This window comes from Variovorax brevis (genome assembly GCF_030317105.1).
Lineage (GTDB): Bacteria > Pseudomonadota > Gammaproteobacteria > Burkholderiales > Burkholderiaceae_C > Variovorax > Variovorax brevis.
The window spans coordinates 247,022-263,053 of sequence record NZ_JASZYG010000005.1 but is presented as its reverse complement, the minus strand read 5'-3'; the positions used below and the strand labels follow the sequence as shown (position 1 = coordinate 263,053).

The 16,032-nt window shown below is 66.7% G+C and carries 17 protein-coding genes; 12 read left to right on the top strand and 5 right to left on the bottom strand.

Going from position 1 to position 16,032, the window contains the following annotated elements; all coding sequences use genetic code 11:
• Positions 1–38: 38 nt before the first annotated feature.
• Both QTI66_RS17665 and QTI66_RS17660 read right to left on the bottom strand, forming a co-directional pair.
• A complete protein-coding gene (locus tag QTI66_RS17665; RefSeq protein WP_286561134.1) occupies positions 39–878 on the bottom strand; it encodes a class I SAM-dependent methyltransferase in 840 nt (279 codons plus the stop codon).
• Positions 875–1,891, bottom strand: coding sequence for a tripartite tricarboxylate transporter substrate-binding protein (locus QTI66_RS17660; protein ID WP_286561133.1), 1,017 nt, complete (start codon positions 1,889–1,891; stop codon positions 875–877). Before QTI66_RS17660 ends, QTI66_RS17665 begins: the two co-directional genes overlap by 4 nt.
• A gap of 112 nt (positions 1,892–2,003) precedes the next feature.
• On the opposite strand from QTI66_RS17660, the gene QTI66_RS17655 reads away from it, so the two are divergent.
• Positions 2,004–2,897 (top strand): LysR family transcriptional regulator, encoded by an 894-nt coding sequence (locus tag QTI66_RS17655; RefSeq protein ID WP_286561132.1) that lies wholly within the window; start codon positions 2,004–2,006, stop codon positions 2,895–2,897.
• Between the two features lie 97 nt (positions 2,898–2,994).
• On the opposite strand, the gene QTI66_RS17650 is transcribed toward QTI66_RS17655, so the two are convergent.
• Positions 2,995–3,414, bottom strand: a complete 420-nt coding sequence (locus QTI66_RS17650; RefSeq protein ID WP_286561131.1) for a type II toxin-antitoxin system VapC family toxin — start codon at positions 3,412–3,414, stop codon at positions 2,995–2,997.
• Positions 3,411–3,665 (bottom strand): FitA-like ribbon-helix-helix domain-containing protein, encoded by a 255-nt coding sequence (locus QTI66_RS17645; RefSeq protein WP_286561130.1) that lies wholly within the window; start codon positions 3,663–3,665, stop codon positions 3,411–3,413. Before QTI66_RS17645 ends, QTI66_RS17650 begins: the two co-directional genes overlap by 4 nt.
• 186 nt (positions 3,666–3,851) lie before the next feature.
• Between QTI66_RS17645 and QTI66_RS17640 the strand changes: the two genes are divergently transcribed.
• The 11 genes from QTI66_RS17640 to add all read left to right on the top strand — a co-directional run bounded on the left by QTI66_RS17640 (position 3,852) and on the right by add (position 15,380).
• Positions 3,852–4,991, top strand: a complete 1,140-nt coding sequence (locus QTI66_RS17640; RefSeq protein WP_286561129.1) for an acyl-CoA dehydrogenase family protein — start codon at positions 3,852–3,854, stop codon at positions 4,989–4,991.
• A gap of 22 nt (positions 4,992–5,013) precedes the next feature.
• A complete protein-coding gene (locus QTI66_RS17635) occupies positions 5,014–6,201 on the top strand; it encodes a lipid-transfer protein (protein WP_286561128.1) in 1,188 nt (395 codons plus the stop codon).
• Between the two features lie 17 nt (positions 6,202–6,218).
• Positions 6,219–7,391 carry an acyl-CoA dehydrogenase family protein gene (locus tag QTI66_RS17630; RefSeq protein WP_286561127.1) on the top strand — a complete coding sequence of 391 codons (1,173 nt, stop codon included), beginning with the start codon at positions 6,219–6,221 and terminating at the stop codon, positions 7,389–7,391.
• Between the two features lie 6 nt (positions 7,392–7,397).
• On the top strand, positions 7,398–8,522 hold the full coding sequence (locus QTI66_RS17625) for an acyl-CoA dehydrogenase family protein (protein WP_286561126.1): 1,125 nt from the start codon (positions 7,398–7,400) through the stop codon (positions 8,520–8,522).
• Between the two features lie 23 nt (positions 8,523–8,545).
• Entirely contained in the window at positions 8,546–9,538 is a 993-nt protein-coding gene (locus tag QTI66_RS17620) for a Bug family tripartite tricarboxylate transporter substrate binding protein (RefSeq protein WP_286561125.1), read from the top strand.
• 14 nt (positions 9,539–9,552) lie between these two features.
• Positions 9,553–10,500, top strand: coding sequence for an SDR family oxidoreductase (locus QTI66_RS17615; protein WP_286561124.1), 948 nt, complete (start codon positions 9,553–9,555; stop codon positions 10,498–10,500).
• A 40-nt stretch (positions 10,501–10,540) separates the two neighbouring features.
• Positions 10,541–11,701: an acyl-CoA dehydrogenase family protein gene (locus tag QTI66_RS17610; protein WP_286561123.1), complete on the top strand. Its 1,161-nt coding sequence runs from the start codon at positions 10,541–10,543 to the stop codon at positions 11,699–11,701.
• 19 nt (positions 11,702–11,720) lie between these two features.
• Entirely contained in the window at positions 11,721–12,704 is a 984-nt protein-coding gene (locus QTI66_RS17605) for an acyl-CoA dehydrogenase family protein (protein WP_286561122.1), read from the top strand.
• Positions 12,705–13,493 (top strand): crotonase/enoyl-CoA hydratase family protein, encoded by a 789-nt coding sequence (locus QTI66_RS17600; protein ID WP_286561121.1) that lies wholly within the window; start codon positions 12,705–12,707, stop codon positions 13,491–13,493. It abuts the gene before it with no gap.
• 124 nt (positions 13,494–13,617) lie between these two features.
• The gene (locus QTI66_RS17595; protein WP_286561120.1) at positions 13,618–14,382 is read left to right on the top strand and encodes an SDR family NAD(P)-dependent oxidoreductase; all 765 of its coding nucleotides are present in this window, start codon (positions 13,618–13,620) and stop codon (positions 14,380–14,382) included.
• A complete protein-coding gene (add, locus tag QTI66_RS17590; RefSeq protein ID WP_286561119.1) occupies positions 14,376–15,380 on the top strand; it encodes an adenosine deaminase in 1,005 nt (334 codons plus the stop codon). Before QTI66_RS17595 ends, add begins: the two co-directional genes overlap by 7 nt.
• Positions 15,381–15,383: 3 nt before the next feature.
• Here add and QTI66_RS17585 read toward each other — a convergent pair whose 3' ends face one another.
• Entirely contained in the window at positions 15,384–15,947 is a 564-nt protein-coding gene (locus tag QTI66_RS17585) for a hypothetical protein (RefSeq protein WP_286561118.1), read from the bottom strand.
• Positions 15,948–16,032: the final 85 nt, after the last annotated feature.

Below are 16,032 nucleotides of genomic sequence, written 5' to 3'. Positions count from 1 at the left end.
GTGCCATCGGCCATCAACCCATTGCCGGACCCGACAGTTCAACCCGGCCGGGTCGCTGAACAGAGCAGAAGCTCGTTGGGCCCGCTCCAGCCCTGCGCGCTTTGAAATGTCTGGAGTGCCGCCTCCATCTCCTGCCAGGCCGCCTGCCTGGCGGGCGCATCCAGCGGCGCGAGGACTTCCATGATGGGCGAACCCGAGCTTCGAACGAAGGCGATGTAGGCGGCGGCATCGGGGAGTTCGAACGGTGCGTCCAACGACGCCACCGTCACGTCGGCATATCCCGCTGCGGTCAGCAGGCTTGCCATCCTTCCGGGTGCAGACAGGCTGAACAGGCCACCTTCGGCGCAGGGCGAGGCGCTGGCGTCCAGGCCCCGGTGCTTGCGGGCCAGCTTCATCATGGTCGAGATGCAGGGGTTGTTCGCGGGTTCGCCGAACACCAGGGCGACGAATCGACCTCCCGGCCGCAATGCCTGGAACGTCGCAGCCAGCGCAGCGTCCGGACGCATGCAGAACATGAGCCCGAGCCTGCACAGCACCGCATCGAAGGGCGCCTCGCCGTGCAGGGGCTGCTGGGCATCGGCGACGGCGAAGCGGACATTCGGCAGGCCGGCGTCCCGGATGTTCTGTCGGGCGAAGTCCAGGATCCTCGGGGATATGTCGGTCGCCAATACGTCGCCGGACGACCCGACGGCTTGTGCGATGTCCTTCGTCTGGTCGCCGGCACCGGCGGCCAGGTCCAGCACGCGCGCGCCTAGTTGCAGCCGTGCTTCGGCCAGCATCGCCGCGGTGGCCTGGCGCAGCCAGGCACGGACGAGCGGCGTGCTCCGGCTCCAGCCCTCGGCCGCACGGTCCCAGGCGTCGATAACGGTGCCCGTCATGCGTCGCCCCGAATGCCGGCGCTGACCAGCAGCGGTGCCCACGTCCTGCGGTCGCCCTCGATTTTCGCGGCCAGTTGCGCAGGCGTGCTGTGCACGGCGACCATGGCCGAATCCTCCAGCCGCCTCGCCAGTTCGGCGCGCGCGACCGCGCTACGCACCGCCTCCGACGCCTCGTCCGCGACGTTTGCCGATGCGCCGCCCGGCAGGAAGAAGGCGAACCACTCGCGCATCACCGATCGCGCGTAGCCCTGCTCGGCCAGCGTGGCCACTCCCGGCGAGAACCGGCTGCGCTTGCGACCGGAAGTGCCGAGCAGCCTCAGGCGACCGCTGGCCAGTTGCGGCAGCAGCAGGCCTTCCGGCAGCGCGAGCACGGCCACCTGGCCGCCGATCAGCGCCACCATGGCGGGGGGCCCGCCGGCGTACGGCACATGGCGCCAGTCCAAGCCGGCCTGATTGAACAGCATGACCTCCAGGATGTGCGGCAGGGTGCCCGTTCCCGGTGACGCCGCGTTGGCTTCGGCGGGGTGACGCCGCATCCACTCGACCAGCGCATGCATGTTGGCGACTTCCGCAGGCACGGCAGGACCCACGAGCACGCCGAGGTCCATCTCCGCGGCGAGCGACACAGGAAGCAGGTCGCGCACGGGGTCGTAGCCGAGCTGCTCGTACAACGTGGGGTACAGGCTCGCGATTGCTCCCTGCCCGAGCAGCCAGGTCGATCCATCGGCCGGCGCCGACCTGAGTGCCTGGACGGCGATCTGCCCCGCTGCACCGGGTCGGTTGTCGACGACGACCTGCTGCGCAAACACGCCCGTGAGCTCCTCGCCGAAACGCCGCGCCACGATGTCGGGCACGCTGCCCGCGGGGCCGGTGCAAATGATGCGAAGGCGTTCGCGCTTCGCTGCGGAATGGGTTTGCGCGAAGCCGGCCGGGGCCAGGATCGCAGCGGCGGCACCGGCGATCAGCACACGGCGCCGTGGCAAGTGGCCATTCGCAAGGGGGCGTGTCTTCATGGTGTGCTGCCTCGAAGTGATGGAGTGTTTGGACGAGCCAGCGTAGGGCCGCAACGATTCGCCGAAAAGGCGCGGACTTGCGGAACGGGGCCGCAATAGTGCATAACGGACCATGCTCGACTGGAACGACCTGAAGTACTTCGTCGCGGTGGCGCGGCATGGCAGCACGCTGGCGGCGGGCCGCGCGCTGGAGGTCGATCAATCGACCGTGCAGCGGCGGCTGACCGCGTTGGAGCGGCACATCGGGCGCGCCCTGGTTCAACGCCACACCAGCGGCTACAGGCTCACCGACTTCGGCATGGAGATGCTCGACACCGCCCGGCAGGTCGAGCAGGCGGTCGATGGCTTCGAGCAGGCGCTGGTCGTCTCAAGGCGCAATGCGGCAGGCGTGATTCGTCTCACTTGCCCGGAGCCATTGGTCAATCGGCTGACCAAGTCGGGGCTGCTGGACCGCTTTCATGCGCAGCATCCCGACATGCACGTGGAATTCGTGATGAGCGACAAGTACGTCGACCTGCGCACCGGCGAGGCCGACGTTGCGCTGCGATCGGGCGACACCGACGATGCGGCGCTGGTGGGGCGAAAGGTGGGCGACTCGCTGTGGGCCGTCTACGCGAGCAAGGACTATGTGGCGCGCCATGGCAAGCCTTCTTCCATCGAGGAGTTGGCGCTGCATCCGCTGGCGGGGTTCGAAGAAAACATGTCAGGCCACCGGGCGAGCCAGTGGCTGCGCCAGGTGGCACCGAACGCGAACGTTGCGGCCCGTAGCGGCAGTGTGCTCGGCTTGCTGCTGTCGGCGAAGGCCGGCGTTGGCGTCGCACCCCTGCCGACGGCTCTCGGCGACTCGGAGGCAGACCTGGTGCGGGTGCTGGGGCCCATTCCTGCACTGTCGCGGGACTGGCGGCTGCTGGCGATGCCGGAGATCCGAAAGACGGCACGCGTCAGCGCATTCTTCGACTTCATGGTTGCTGAGATCGAGGCGCTGAAGCCGATCATCACGGGGTAGGCCTGACCCCGCCACCTTGCCGCATGCCCGGCGTCCGTCCTTCCGCACAATGCGTTCATGACGCCGACGAAGACGCAGTAGCGACGGACGGCCGCCTTTACCCTTTCCACGGGTTGATCACCGCTGCACCGGCGGCCTCGAAGGGGGCGGTGTCGCGGCTGGCAACTGTGAAGCCGTTGGCTACGGCGATGGCTGCAATGCAGCCATCGGCCGTGGCAATGGCACGTCCCATTGCCCGGGACTTGGCCATCAGTGCGGCAAAAGCCGGGGTGCAAGCCAGATCGAAGGGCAACACGCGCCCAGCAAACAGCGGCAGCACCTGCTTCTCCAGGTTTTGCTGCAAGCCTGATCGCCGCTTGCCGGCGGGCAGGAGTGCAACGCCGGCGCGCAGTTCGGCAACTGTGATGGCAGACAAAAAGAGGGTTTCCAACGGCTGGGCGTCGATCCATTCGATGACCCGGATGTCGGGCGCATGGCGAAGTGGCTCCGACACCACGTTGGTGTCCAGGAGGATCATTCGAAGCTCACCGGACGGGCGGGAGCCGTGTCGCGCACCTGCTCGAAGACGACAAATTCCTCATCGGTCAATCTGGCCTGCCGGCCCATGGCGGCAAGCAGCGAGCCAAGCTTCACCCGCCCCTGCGGGCTGACGACGGATTCAAGAATCTCTCGCACCTCGGCCTCCATGCTTTGGCCGTGCTGGGCAGCTCGCACGCGGAGGGCCCGGTGCACTTCGTCAGAAATATTGCGTACGGTGAGCATGGCCATCTTCATTTCCTCGATTGGCTTTCAATGCATGCATTTTAACTGATTGACTGCAAATGCGCGGTCCGGCTGAGTTTGGCCGAACCCGCGCGCCCGGACTCAGTCGGCCACCCCCACCCCGCCACCCGATCGGGGTAGTGCCCCCCCGGTACGCCCCTCCCAGAATCTCCTTCAAGACAAGGAGACCCTGTGAACATCAACCGTACCGTCTACCGCGAAGACCACGAAATGCTGCGCGACACCGCGCGCCGGTTCTTCGAGCGTGAATGCCTGCCGCGCCAGGCCGAATGGGACAAGGCTGGCCGCACCGATCGCGAGACCTGGCTGAAGGCCGGCCGCGAAGGCCTGTTGTGCGTGACCGTGCCGAGCGAATACGGTGGCGGCGGTGGCGACTTCGGCCACTCCTGCGTGCTGGCCGAGGAACTGCATCGCTCGGGCGTCTCTGGCTTCAGCCTGTCGGTGCACTCGGACATCACCGCGCCCTACATCGTGCGCTTCGGCACCGAGGAGCAAAAGCAGCGCTGGCTGCCGAAGATCTGCCGCGGCGAGACGATCATGGCCATCGCCATGACCGAACCCGGCACCGGCTCCGACCTGAAGTCGATCCGCACCACCGCCGTGCGCGACGGCGACGAATACGTCATCAACGGCAGCAAGACCTTCATCAGCAACGGCCTGAACTGCGACATGGTGCTGGTGGCCTGCAAGACCGACCCGAAGGCCGGCTCCAAGGGCGTGAGCCTGATCATGGTCGAGGCCAACCGCGCCGGCTTCCGCCGCGGCCGCAAGCTGGAGAAAGTGGGCCAGCCGGCCGCCGACACCACCGAACTCTTCTTCGACAACGTGCGCGTACCGGTCGACAACCTGCTGGGCGAAGAGAACAAGGGCTTCGTCTGCCTGATGCAGGAACTGGCGCAGGAGCGGCTGATCATCGCCGTCTACTCCGTGGCCAAGCTCGAGCGCCTGCTGGAGCAGACCATCGAGTACGTGAAGGAGCGCAAGGCCTTCGACGGCACGGTGTGGGACTTCCAGAACACCAAGTTCAAGCTCGCCGACATCAAGGCGCAGACGGTGGCCGCGCGCACGCTGGTCGACTACTACATCGGCGAGCACATGACGCGCCGTATCAGCGTGCAGGAAGCCGCGATCGCCAAGTTGTTCGCGACCGAGACGCTGTGGAAGTGCATCGACGACATGGTGCAGCTGCACGGTGGCTACGGCTACATGCTGGAGTACCCGATTGCGCGCGCTTTCACCGACTACCGCATTACGCGCGTGTTCGGCGGCACGAGTGAAGTCCAGCGCGACCTCATCTCGCGCAAGCTCTGAATCCATCCCTCAGGACCATCACATGACTGAAAAAGTAATCGTTGCCGGCGTCGGCATGATCCCCTTCGCCAAGCCGGGCAAGAGCCTGAGCTACACCGAGATGGGCGCCGAAGCCACCCGCCGTGCGCTCGCCGATGCGGGCATCGGCTACGACGCGGTGCAGGAAGCCTACGTGGGCTACGTCTACGGCGACAGCACCTCGGGCCAGACGGCGTTGTATGAAGTCGGCATGACGCGCATCCCGATCGTCAACGTGAACAACAATTGCTCGACGGGCTCCACCGCGCTGTACCTGGCACGCAAGGCGATTGCCTCGGGCGACGCGGATTGCGTTCTCGCGCTGGGCTTCGAGCAGATGCAGGCCGGCGCCCTCAAGTCGCACTGGGACGACCGCCCGCCGACGCGCGAGCGCTTCCTGCCCGTGCTGCGCGGCCTGACGCCCGACATGGACGGCATGCCCCAAGCCATTCGCACCTTCGGCGGCGCCGGCCGCGAATACATGGAGCGCTACGGTTGCAGCATGGAGACCTTCGCGGCCGTGCGCGCCAAGGCCAGCCGCCATGCGGCCAACAACCCGCTCGCCCTCTTCCGCAAGATCGTGACGACCGAAGACGTCATGAACGACCAGGTGATCCTGCCCGGCGTGATGACGCGCCTGATGGCCTGCCCGCCCACCTGCGGCGGCGCAGCGGCGCTGCTGGTGTCGGAGCGATTTGCGAAGAAGCACGGCCTGCGCACCGACGTGCAGATCCTCGCGCAAGCGATGGCCACGGACCCGATCGAGTCCTTCGAGCCGCCGTCGATGCTGAGCTGGATCGGCACGCACATGACCAGCGCCGCCGTGAACCGCGTGTACGAAACGGCGGGCGTCGGCCCGGACGACATCGACGTGTGCGAGCTGCACGACTGCTTCGCGCAGAACGAAGTCATCAGCTACGAGACATTGGGCTTTTGCCCGGAAGGCGGCGCCGAGAAGTTCGTGAAGGACGGCGACAACACCTATGGCGGCAAGGTCGTCATCAACCCGTCGGGCGGCTTGTTGTCGAAGGGCCATCCACTGGGCGCGACGGGCCTGGCGCAGTGCTACGAACTCACGCATCAATTGCGTGGCAGCGCGGACCAACGCCAGGTCGAAGGCGCGCGCCTCGGCTTGCAGCACAACGTCGGCCTCGGCGGCGCCTGCGTCGTCACGCTGTACGGCAAGAACTGAACAACGCGGCCAGCACCATGGACCTCACATTGAGCCCGAGCCAGGCTTCTTTTCGCGAAGAGGTACGCGGCTTCATCCGGGACCGCCTGCCGGCCGGGATCCGCGAGCGCCTGAGCAAGGGTCATGCAGCCCGCAAGCAGGACGTCGTGGCGTGGCAGCGCATCCTGCACGAGCGGGGATGGGCTGCGCCGCATTGGCCGCAGGAATACGGCGGTGCGGGGCTTGGCACTGCCGAACGGCTGATCCTCGTCGAGGAACTGCAACGCGCCGCTGCGCCGCAGCCGCTGCCCTTCAACGTCGCGATGCTGGGGCCGGTGCTGCTGCGCTTTGGCACGGAGGCGCAGAAGAAGTTCTTCCTGCCGAAGCTGGCGCGCAACGACCTGTGGTTCTGCCAGGGCTTCTCGGAACCGGACTCGGGATCGGACCTCGCGTCGCTGCGCACCAAGGCGGTCCGCGACGGCGATGAATACGTGGTCGACGGCCAGAAGATCTGGACCACCTCGGCCCATCACGCCGACTGGATCTTCGCGCTGGTGCGCACCGAGCAGGCAGCGCGCAAGCAGGACGGCATCTCGTTCCTGCTGATCGACATGAAGACGCCGGGCGTCTCGGTGCGGCCCATCGTGTCCATCGACGGGCAGCATCACCTGAACGAAGTGTTCTTCGACAAGGTGCGCGTGCCGGTGGCCAACCTCGTGGGCGAGGAAGGTCGTGGCTGGGATTGCGCCAAGTACCTGCTGGCGAGCGAGCGCACCAACATCGCGAGCATCGGCCTGTGCTGGGAGCGCCTGGGCTACGCGCATGAACTCGCCGAGAAGATCCAGCAAGGCGGCAAGCGCCTGATCGACGACGCCAAGGTGCGCACCGAACTCGCCATGCTCGGCGCCGAAGTGCGCGCGCTGGAGCTGACCAACTGGCGCTTCCTGCTCGACCCCGAGATCGGTCACAAGAACCCGGGCTTTGCGTCGGTGCTGAAGGTCAAGGGCTCGGAGACGATGCAGGAGCTGACCTCGCTGATCGCACGCCTCGCCGGCCCGGCCGGCCTGGAGCGCCGCGACGGTGAAGGCCCCGATGCCCTGCACCCGCTCGCAGCCGCGTCGCCCCGCTACTTCTTCTTCCGCGCAGCCACCATCTACGGCGGCTCCAGCGAAGTGCAGAAGGACATTCTGGCCAAGACACTCCTGGGATGAAGCGCCATGCAATTTGAATTGAACGAAGAGCAGCAGGCATTGGCGGAAAGCCTTTCGCGTCTGCTGGATGACCACTACGGCTTCGAGCAGCGCCGTGCGATTGCGGGCTCCGAGGCGGGATGGAGCGAAGCGGCGTGGAGCAAGCTCGCTGAACTCGGCGTGACGGCCCTGGGCATTCCCGAAGCGTTTGGTGGGCTGGACGGTGGCGCAGCCGATCGGCTGCCGGTGATGCAGGCCTATGGCCGTGCGTTGCTGCTGGAGCCATATCTGGCGTCGAGCGTGCTGGCTTCGACTGCGGTGCTGTCGGCGGGCAGCGCGGCGCAGAAGGATGCGCTGCTGCCGGCTCTCGCGCATGGCGAACTGCGCATGGCGTGGGCGCATGACGAAGCGGCCGGCCGGCACGAATCTCTTTGGGTCGAAACGCGTGCCCGTCGCGATGGCGAACAGTGGCGTCTCGATGGCGCCAAGTCGCTCGTGCTGCATGCCGGTGCGGCGAGCCGCTTCGTCGTGAGCGCGCGCGTCAGCGGCCAGCCCGGCGATGAAGACGGCCTCGCCCTCTTCCTCGTCGATGCAAGCGCCGCCAAGCTGCGCACCTACCGCCTGATCGACGACACGCCGGCCGGCGAACTCGTCCTCGACGTCACCACAGCGGAACCACTGGGCGACGCGACGAACCACGCGCATGCCGCAGCCGCCATCCGCGCCACCATCGCCGCCGGCACCGCAGCCGTCTGCGCCGACATGGTCGGCACGATGGAAGCCGCCTTCTCGCTCACGACCGCCTACGTCAACACCCGCAAGCAGTTCGGCCGCCTCATCGGCGAATACCAGGCGCTGCGCCATCGCATCTCCGAGATGGCCGTCGTGCTGGAGCTGGCGCGCAGCATGGCCATTGCCGCTGCGGTCGCAGTGGACGATCCGACCGGATCCAACTCAACCACCGACCTGCCCCGCGCCAAGCTCGCCATCGGCCGCTACGCGCGAGCCCTGTGCCAGCAGGCGATCCAGTCGCACGGCGGCATCGGCATGACGGAGGAATACGCGGTGGGCCATTGCCTGCGCCGCATCCACGTGCTCGACCATCTTTTCGGCGACGTGGACGCGCAGGCCGCGCGCCTCGACCGCATGTGACCCATCAATCACGGAGACAAAGCATGAAGACCTTCAAGACCATCCACCTGCTAAGCGCCGCGCTGACCGCGCTGGCAACCTTCGCCCTGCCCTTGCAGCAAGCGCAGGCCGCTGACCCCTTCCCCTCGCACCCCGTGCGCTTCATCGTGCCGCTGGGCCCGGGCAGCGGCTCGGACACCATCACGCGCCTGGTCGCCAAGCTGGTCACGCCGGAACTCAAGGGACAGTCCACCTTCATCGACAACAAGCCGGGCGGCGACGCGGTGCTGGCCGTACAGGCCCTGCTGGCTTCGCCGGCGGACGGCTACAGCGTGCTGATGCTCTCGCCCTCGTCGATGGTCATCAACCCGCTCATCAACGACAGCCTGCCCTATGACGCGCAGAAAGACCTGCGCCCCGTCGCGACCATGCTGCGCAGCGCCGCGGTGCTGGTGACGGGCGCATCGTCGCCGTACAAGACGTATGCCGAAGCGATGGCTGCCGCGAAGAAGTCGCCCAAGAACGTCAGCATGGCCAGCTACAGCAACCACTACCGCATCGGCGCGCTGATGCTGCAGCAGGGTGCTGGCGTGGAGTTCAACTACATCCCCTACAAGACGCCGGGCCAGGTGCAGACCGACCTGATGGGCGGACAGGTGGACCTGGCGCTATTGGACGTTGGCGGTGCGCTGCCGCTGATCGCCTCGGGCAAGGTGCGCGCGCTGGCGGTGACCGGCAAGGAGCGCCACCCCAAGCTGGCCAACGTGCCCACGGTGCGTGAGAGCGGCCAGCCCAACTACGACCTGTATGTGTGGATCGGCCTGGGCGTTGCGGCCAAGACGCCCGAGCCCGTGGTGAAGACGCTGGAAACTGCGCTGCTCAAGGCGATGGCGCAACCGGAGTTCAAGACCTACGTCACCGAGACGGCAGGCGCCGAGGTCTACACCGTCGGCAGCAAGGAAATGGCAGAGATGATCGCTTCGGAGACCGCGCGCTACCGCGCCTTGTCAAAGCAGGTCGATCTCGCGCAGAAATGATGAAGGAGCAACAGATGAAGCAGCTTTGCAAGGACCGCGTGGTCGTCGTCACCGGCGCAGGCCGGGGTTTGGGGCGCGAGTACGCGCTGGAATTCGCACGCCACGGCGCGAAGGTCGTGGTGAACGACCTGGGCGGCCGCGGTGACGGCGGTCCCGGCTCGGCCACCGGCCCGGCCCTCGAAGTCGTGGCCGAGATCGAAGCCATGGGCGGGCAAGCCATCGCCAACGGCGACGACGTCGCGGACTGGAAAGGCGCCAAGCGCATGATCGACGCCGCCATCGACACCTTCGGCGGCCTCGACGTGCTGGTGAACAACGCCGGCATCCTGCGCGACCGCACGCTGGTCAACATGGAAGAGGAAGACTGGGACGCGGTGATCCGCGTGCACATGCGCGGCACCTTCGCACCTTCGCGCCACGCCGCAGCCTACTGGCGCGAGGAATCGAAGGCCGGTCGCCAGCGCGTGGCACGCCTCATCAACACCAGTTCGTCCTCGGGCCTGTACTGCAACGCCGGCCAGTCGAACTACGGCGCGGCCAAGGCCGGCATCGCCGCGCTGTCGGTGATTGCATCGCGCGAGCTGGACCGCTACGGTGTGACGGTGAACGCCATCTACCCGACCGCCATGAGCCGCCTGACCGAAGACATCTTTGCCAGCCCCAAGTGGCAGGCGATCCGCAACGAAGCACCCGGCTTCGACCCGCTCGACCCGTCGAACGTCGCGCCGCTGGTGGCGTGGCTGGGGAGCGAGGCGTCGAGTGGCATCACGGGGCGCGTGTTCGGCGCGCGCGGTGGGCGCATCACGGTGGCGGAAGGCTGGCATGCGGGTCCGCGCATCGAGAAGACGGGGCGCTGGACGGTGGAGGAGCTGGGTGATCTGATTCCGGATCTGGTGAAGAAGGCTGCGCCGAATGCATTGACGACGGGTGAGATTCCTGCAAGCGAGGGTGTGCCGGCGTGAACGCCGTGCTGCACCGACCTAAGCAAACGGAGATATTGCAATGACCACCCAATTGCTCGAAGCGTTCCGCCTTGCGCAGTTGCCCGAGGAGGCGCAGGCCTTTCGCAAGGAAGTGCGCGAGTTCCTGGCAACGCAACTGGAGCCCGCGGCGCCTGAAGTTCGGGCGCGCACGTGGATGGGCTTCGATGCGGCGTTCAGTCGGCGCCTGGCCGAGCGCGGCTGGGTCGGCATCACCTTGCCGGCGCAATACGGCGGCGCAGGGCTCGATGCCTTTCGCCGCTTCGTACTCGTCGAGGAAATGCTTGCAGCCGGCGCACCCGTCGCAGCGCACTGGATCGCCGACCGCCAGAGCGGCCCGCTGATCAACAAGTTCGGCACCGAGGCGCAGAAGGATTTCTACCTGCCGCGCATCTGCCGCGGCGAAGCCTTCTTCTGCATCGGCATGAGCGAGCCCAATTCCGGCTCCGACCTGGCCAGCGTGCGCACGCGCGCGACGAAGGTCGACGGCGGCTGGCGCCTGACGGGCCGCAAGATCTGGACGACCAACGCGCATCGCTCGCACTACATGATCGCACTGGTGCGCACCTCGGGCGCGCCAGAGGATCGGCAAGGCGGCTTGTCGCAACTGATCGTCGACCTCTCGCTGCCCGGCATCAACATCCGCCCGATCGTCGACCTGACGGGTGACGCGCACTTCTCGGAAGTGACCTTCGACGACGTGTTCCTCAAAGACGATGCGCTCATCGGCGACGAAGGAAGCGGCTGGATGCAAGTGAACGCTGAACTGGCTTTCGAGCGCAGCGGTCCGGAGCGTTTGTATTCAAGCATCGTCTTGCTCGACACCTGGCTGGCCACTCTGCGCAAGACGGGCTTCTCGCCTTCTGACGCGACACTGATCGGCGGCTTCACCACGCAACTCGCGACGCTGCGCAGCCTGTCGGTTGCGGTGACCACCAAGCTCGCGCGCGGTGAAAGCCCCGTCGTCGAAGCGGCATTGGTCAAGGACATCGGCACGGAGTTCGAGCAAACGATTCCGGCCGCCATCGAGGCAGCCGTCGCGGCCGACCCGACGCGTGCCGTCGACGCCGACCTGTACCGCACCCTCACCTACCTGAGCCAGATCTCGCCGACCTTCTCGCTGCGTGGCGGCACGCGCGAAATCCTGCGCGGCATGATCGCGCGCGGCCTCGGTTTGCGCTGAAGTAAAAGGAGACAAGAACATGTTTACAGAAGCCATCGAGGCCATCCTCGTGGACCAGTGCACGCCGGCCGCGATACGTGCGATCGAGAACGGCGGCTCGCCTGCCGAACTGTGGAAGTCGCTGGCCGGGAACGGGTTCCTCGAACTCATGGCCAGCGAAGACGCGGGCGGCGCGGGGCTCGACCTGGAAGCGATCTTTCCGATCTTCGTGGCCTTTGGCCGGCACGCCGTGCCGGTGCCTGCCGCGCAGAGCATTGCAGCGCGTGGCTTGTTGCGCGATGTGGCGGCGCCCGAAGGCATGGTCACGCTCGTGGGCCATGCGCGGCGTGAAGCCGATGGATCGGTGAGCGCGGCCAATGTCGCGTTCGGCAGCATCGCGGACTTTGCGCTCGCGAATGTCGACGGGCAACTCGTGCTGCTCGATTGCAAGAAGGCGGCACGCACCGCGACCGGCGTGCGCGGGAGTCTCGTCGCATCCTTGCGTTGGAACAAAGAGGCCGTCGGCACACCCCTCGGCGACAACGGCAGCGAGGTCGCAGTGTTCAGCGCCGCCCTGCACGCCGCCGCCATGGCCGGCGCGATGGAGCGCATGTTCTCGATGACGCTGGGCTACTGCAACGACCGCGTCCAGTTTGGCCGCTCCATCGGCAAGTTCCAGGCGATCCAGCACCAGCTCAGCGTGATGGCTGAGCACGTAGCCTGCGCCGGCGTCGCCGCCGAGCTGGCCTTCAAGGCCGGCGCCAAGATCCCCGCCCTGCTGTCAGCAGCCACCGCCAAGTCGCGCACCAGCACATCGGTGCCATTGGTCGCATCGACTGCGCACGCACTGCACGGCGCCATCGGCGTCACCGAGGAATTCGACCTCCAGCTCTACAGCCGCCGCCTGCACGAATGGCGCATGGCCGATGGCAGCGAGGCGTACTGGAACCGCATCGTCGGCGAGTCGACGATCGGCAACGCCGCGCCGTCGGTGCTGCAATTCGTCATGGAGGAGATCCTGTAAATGAACAACTTTCTGAAATACGAGCTAGACGGCCACATCGTCACGCTCACGATGAACGACCCCGAGGCCCGCAACGCCCTCACCGGCAACAGCGCCGTGCCCGAGTTCCTCGCGGCCATCGATCGCATCCACGCCGACCATTCGGTGCGCGCCGTCATCCTGACCGGCGCCGGCTCGGCCTTCTCGTCCGGCGGCAATGTGAAAGACATGGGCCGCTACAGCGAAATGGCGCCAATGGAACTGCGGCGCGAATATCGCCTTGGCATCCAGAAGCTGCCGCTTGCGTTGTTCAACCTCGAAGTGCCGGTGATCGCCGCAGTCAATGGCCACGCCATCGGCGCGGGGCTGGACCTCGCCTGCATGTGCGACATCCGCGTCGCGGCGGAAGAAGCGAAGTTCGCCGAGAGCTTCGTCAAGCTCGGCATCATCCCGGGCGACGGTGGTGCATGGCTCCTGCCGCGCATCATCGGCCTCTCGCGCGCGACCGAGCTCACGCTGACGGGCCAGATGATCGACGCCAAGCAAGCCGCCGAGTGGAACCTGGTCTCTCGTGTGGTGCCACGCGAGCAACTGATGCCAGCGGCCCGCGAACTCGCCGAGCAGATCGCCGCCAACCCGCCACACGCCGTGCGCCTGGCCAAGCGTTTGTTGCGCGAAGCGCTGCACAGCCGCCTCGATACGCTGCTCGAAATGTCGGCCGCCTTCCAGGTGATGTCGCACCAGACCGCCGACCACCACGAAGCTGTCGCGGCGTTCATCGAGAAGCGCAAGCCCGAGTTCCGCGGCTAAGCACACGCTGTCACCAACAAGACGCCGGCCCTGCGCCGGCGTTTTCATTTTCCCCGGGCGCGAAGTACAGTTTCGCTCCGCCGTGCGCACGCAAGCCAGCAAGCGAATCAAAGGAACCCGCCCCATGTCCCTCTTCAACCTCACCGGCAAAGTCGCCATCATCACCGGCTCGTCCCGCGGCATCGGCCGTGCGATCGCCGAACGTCTTGCCGAGCACGGCGCCAGGGTCGTCATCTCGTCGCGCAAGCCCGGCCCGTGCGAGGAAGTGCGCGACGCCATCAACAAGGCGCACGGCGAAGGCGCGGCCATTTCCATACCCGCCAACATCTCGTCCAAGGACGACCTCAAGCACCTGGTCGACGAAACCACGCGCCAGCTCGGCAAGGTCGACATCCTCGTGTGCAACGCGGCGTCCAACCCGTACTACGGCCCCTTTGGCGGCATCGAGGACGACCAGTTCCGCAAGATCCTCGAGAACAACGTCATCGCCAACCACTGGCTCATCAACTTCGCGGCGCCGCAGATGATCGAGCGCAAGGACGGCGCGATCATCATCGTCTCGTCCATCGGTGGCCTGCGCGGCTCATCGGTGATCGGTGCCTACTGCGTGTCGAAGGCAGCGGACATGCAACTCGCACGCAACCTTGCCGTGGAGTACGGCCCGCACAACGTGCGCGTGAACTGCATCGCGCCGGGGCTCATCAAGACCGACTTTGCAAAAGCGCTGTGGGACGACCCCAAGACGCTGGAGCACCGCAACGCGACCACGCCCCTGCGCCGCATCGGCGAGCCGGACGAGATTGCCGGCGCGGCGGTGTTCCTCGCGTCCAGGGCTGGCTCGTTCATGACCGGCCAGAGCCTGGTCATCGATGGCGGCGTGACGTGCTGAACGACGCTGGCACCGGGCGGCTGCGCACGCTGCCCAAGGCAGAGGTTCATGCCCACCTCGAAGGCTGCTTCGAACCCGCCGTGCTCGAACAATGGGCTGCGCAGGCGGGCGTGCCGATGCCCCGCCCGCGCGAGCGCCTTTTCGAGTTCGAAGGCCTGGCCGACTTCCTGCACTTCCTCGACTGGGCCTGCGGCCTGGCTTCCACGCGCGAACGCCTGGCGGAACTGAGCCATGGCTACGCCCGGCGCCTGGCCGACAACGGCGCGGGCTACGCAGACGTGATCTTCAACCCCACGCACTGGAAGGCGTGGCACGGGCGCCTGCCTGACATGATCGACGCGATCGATGCCGGCTTCAAGGCGGCGGAACAGGACGGACTTCCGCCGGTCGGCCTCTGCGTGAGCCTGTTGCGCACGCAATCCGCGGACGCGGCGGCCGAACTGGTCGATGCGCTGGTGGCCTTGAAGCATCCCCGCGTGGTCGCGCTTTCCATCGACGGCAACGAGGCAGCCGCCGGACGCACCGGTCCACGATTTGCAGAAGCTTTCAGGCGTGCAGGCGCGGCGGGCCTTCGACGCACCGTGCATGCCGGGGAATCCAGTGGCGCCGACGGCGTGCGTGACGCCATCGAACTGCTCGGCGCCGATCGCATCGACCATGGCGTGCGCGCCATCGACGATCCGGCCGTCGTGCAACTGTTGGTCGATCGGCAGATTCCCCTGGGCATCTGCCCGACGTCGAACCTCGTGCTGGGTGTCTACCCGTCGATCGAGGACCACCCTGTCGATCGCCTGCGCCGCGCCGGTGTCGCCGTGTCGCTCAACACCGATGATCCTGTGCTGCTGGGCGCCAGCCTGGTTGGCGAGTACGCGCTGTGCAGCAAGGCCTTCGGCTGGTCAGACGACACCCTCCGTGCAGTCGCCCGCACGTCGATCGATGCCAGCTTTGCGAATGCCGACGTGAAGGCCCGACTGGTCCAGGCGCTTTCAGCCTGGTGAAGCTCAGGGAGGCGCGTGCCCCATGAGCCGCGACGCCAGGATGCCCGCGCGCAGCGCGTTGTAGCGCGCCACGAAATTCACCAGCACGCTCGCCGTCCAGGCGAAGGCGAAGATGCCCGAGATCGCGATGATGGGTGGCACGACGCGCCACGCACGCGGCAGGGAGAAAGGCTCGCCCAAAGCGGTGTAGCAGTTGGCCGCAAAGTAGGTTGCCGCCGACCAGTCGCCCACGATGTCGCCGAACACCAACGCCGCCGACCACACCACGATTTCGGCCAGGTGCAGTGCGAGCAACATCATCACCGTCACGACGAACACGAGGTCGGCACGCCAAAGCGAACCATGGCGGCGCAACACCTGCAAGCGCTTGATGAAGATGCTGGTGATGAGGCGAATCCAGAACGCATGGAACATGATCACCAGCACCAGCACGCTGCCGCCAAACATGATGTCGGGAAGCGGCAGGGCCTGCGTCAGGGCGTTCTCGACCAGTGCGGGTCGCAGGGTGGCAAGATCCGCCGTCGTCGTCGTGACGATCTTGGGCAACAGCGACTCGGTATCGTTCATCGGGACGAATTGTCTGCTCCCGGGGGAAGCAACGTCAATGCGCGAGCTCGGCTGCCCGCGGCGATCGCTGGCCGGCCGCGCCGCA

What these genes read in the sequence shown, in the direction of transcription:
- QTI66_RS17665 (WP_286561134.1), bottom strand. Translation starts at nt 878, where the DNA reads ATGACGGGCACCGTTATCGACGCCTGGGACCGTGCGGCCGAGGGCTGG.
- QTI66_RS17660 (WP_286561133.1), bottom strand. Translation starts at nt 1,891, where the DNA reads ATGAAGACACGCCCCCTTGCGAATGGCCACTTGCCACGGCGCCGTGTG.
- QTI66_RS17655 (WP_286561132.1), top strand. Translation starts at nt 2,004, where the DNA reads ATGCTCGACTGGAACGACCTGAAGTACTTCGTCGCGGTGGCGCGGCAT.
- QTI66_RS17650 (WP_286561131.1), bottom strand. Translation starts at nt 3,414, where the DNA reads ATGATCCTCCTGGACACCAACGTGGTGTCGGAGCCACTTCGCCATGCG.
- QTI66_RS17645 (WP_286561130.1), bottom strand. Translation starts at nt 3,665, where the DNA reads ATGGCCATGCTCACCGTACGCAATATTTCTGACGAAGTGCACCGGGCC.
- QTI66_RS17635 (WP_286561128.1), top strand. Translation starts at nt 5,014, where the DNA reads ATGACTGAAAAAGTAATCGTTGCCGGCGTCGGCATGATCCCCTTCGCC.
- QTI66_RS17630 (WP_286561127.1), top strand. Translation starts at nt 6,219, where the DNA reads ATGGACCTCACATTGAGCCCGAGCCAGGCTTCTTTTCGCGAAGAGGTA.
- QTI66_RS17625 (WP_286561126.1), top strand. Translation starts at nt 7,398, where the DNA reads ATGCAATTTGAATTGAACGAAGAGCAGCAGGCATTGGCGGAAAGCCTT.
- QTI66_RS17620 (WP_286561125.1), top strand. Translation starts at nt 8,546, where the DNA reads ATGAAGACCTTCAAGACCATCCACCTGCTAAGCGCCGCGCTGACCGCG.
- QTI66_RS17615 (WP_286561124.1), top strand. Translation starts at nt 9,553, where the DNA reads ATGAAGCAGCTTTGCAAGGACCGCGTGGTCGTCGTCACCGGCGCAGGC.
- QTI66_RS17610 (WP_286561123.1), top strand. Translation starts at nt 10,541, where the DNA reads ATGACCACCCAATTGCTCGAAGCGTTCCGCCTTGCGCAGTTGCCCGAG.
- QTI66_RS17605 (WP_286561122.1), top strand. Translation starts at nt 11,721, where the DNA reads ATGTTTACAGAAGCCATCGAGGCCATCCTCGTGGACCAGTGCACGCCG.
- QTI66_RS17600 (WP_286561121.1), top strand. Translation starts at nt 12,705, where the DNA reads ATGAACAACTTTCTGAAATACGAGCTAGACGGCCACATCGTCACGCTC.
- QTI66_RS17595 (WP_286561120.1), top strand. Translation starts at nt 13,618, where the DNA reads ATGTCCCTCTTCAACCTCACCGGCAAAGTCGCCATCATCACCGGCTCG.
- QTI66_RS17585 (WP_286561118.1), bottom strand. Translation starts at nt 15,947, where the DNA reads ATGAACGATACCGAGTCGCTGTTGCCCAAGATCGTCACGACGACGACG.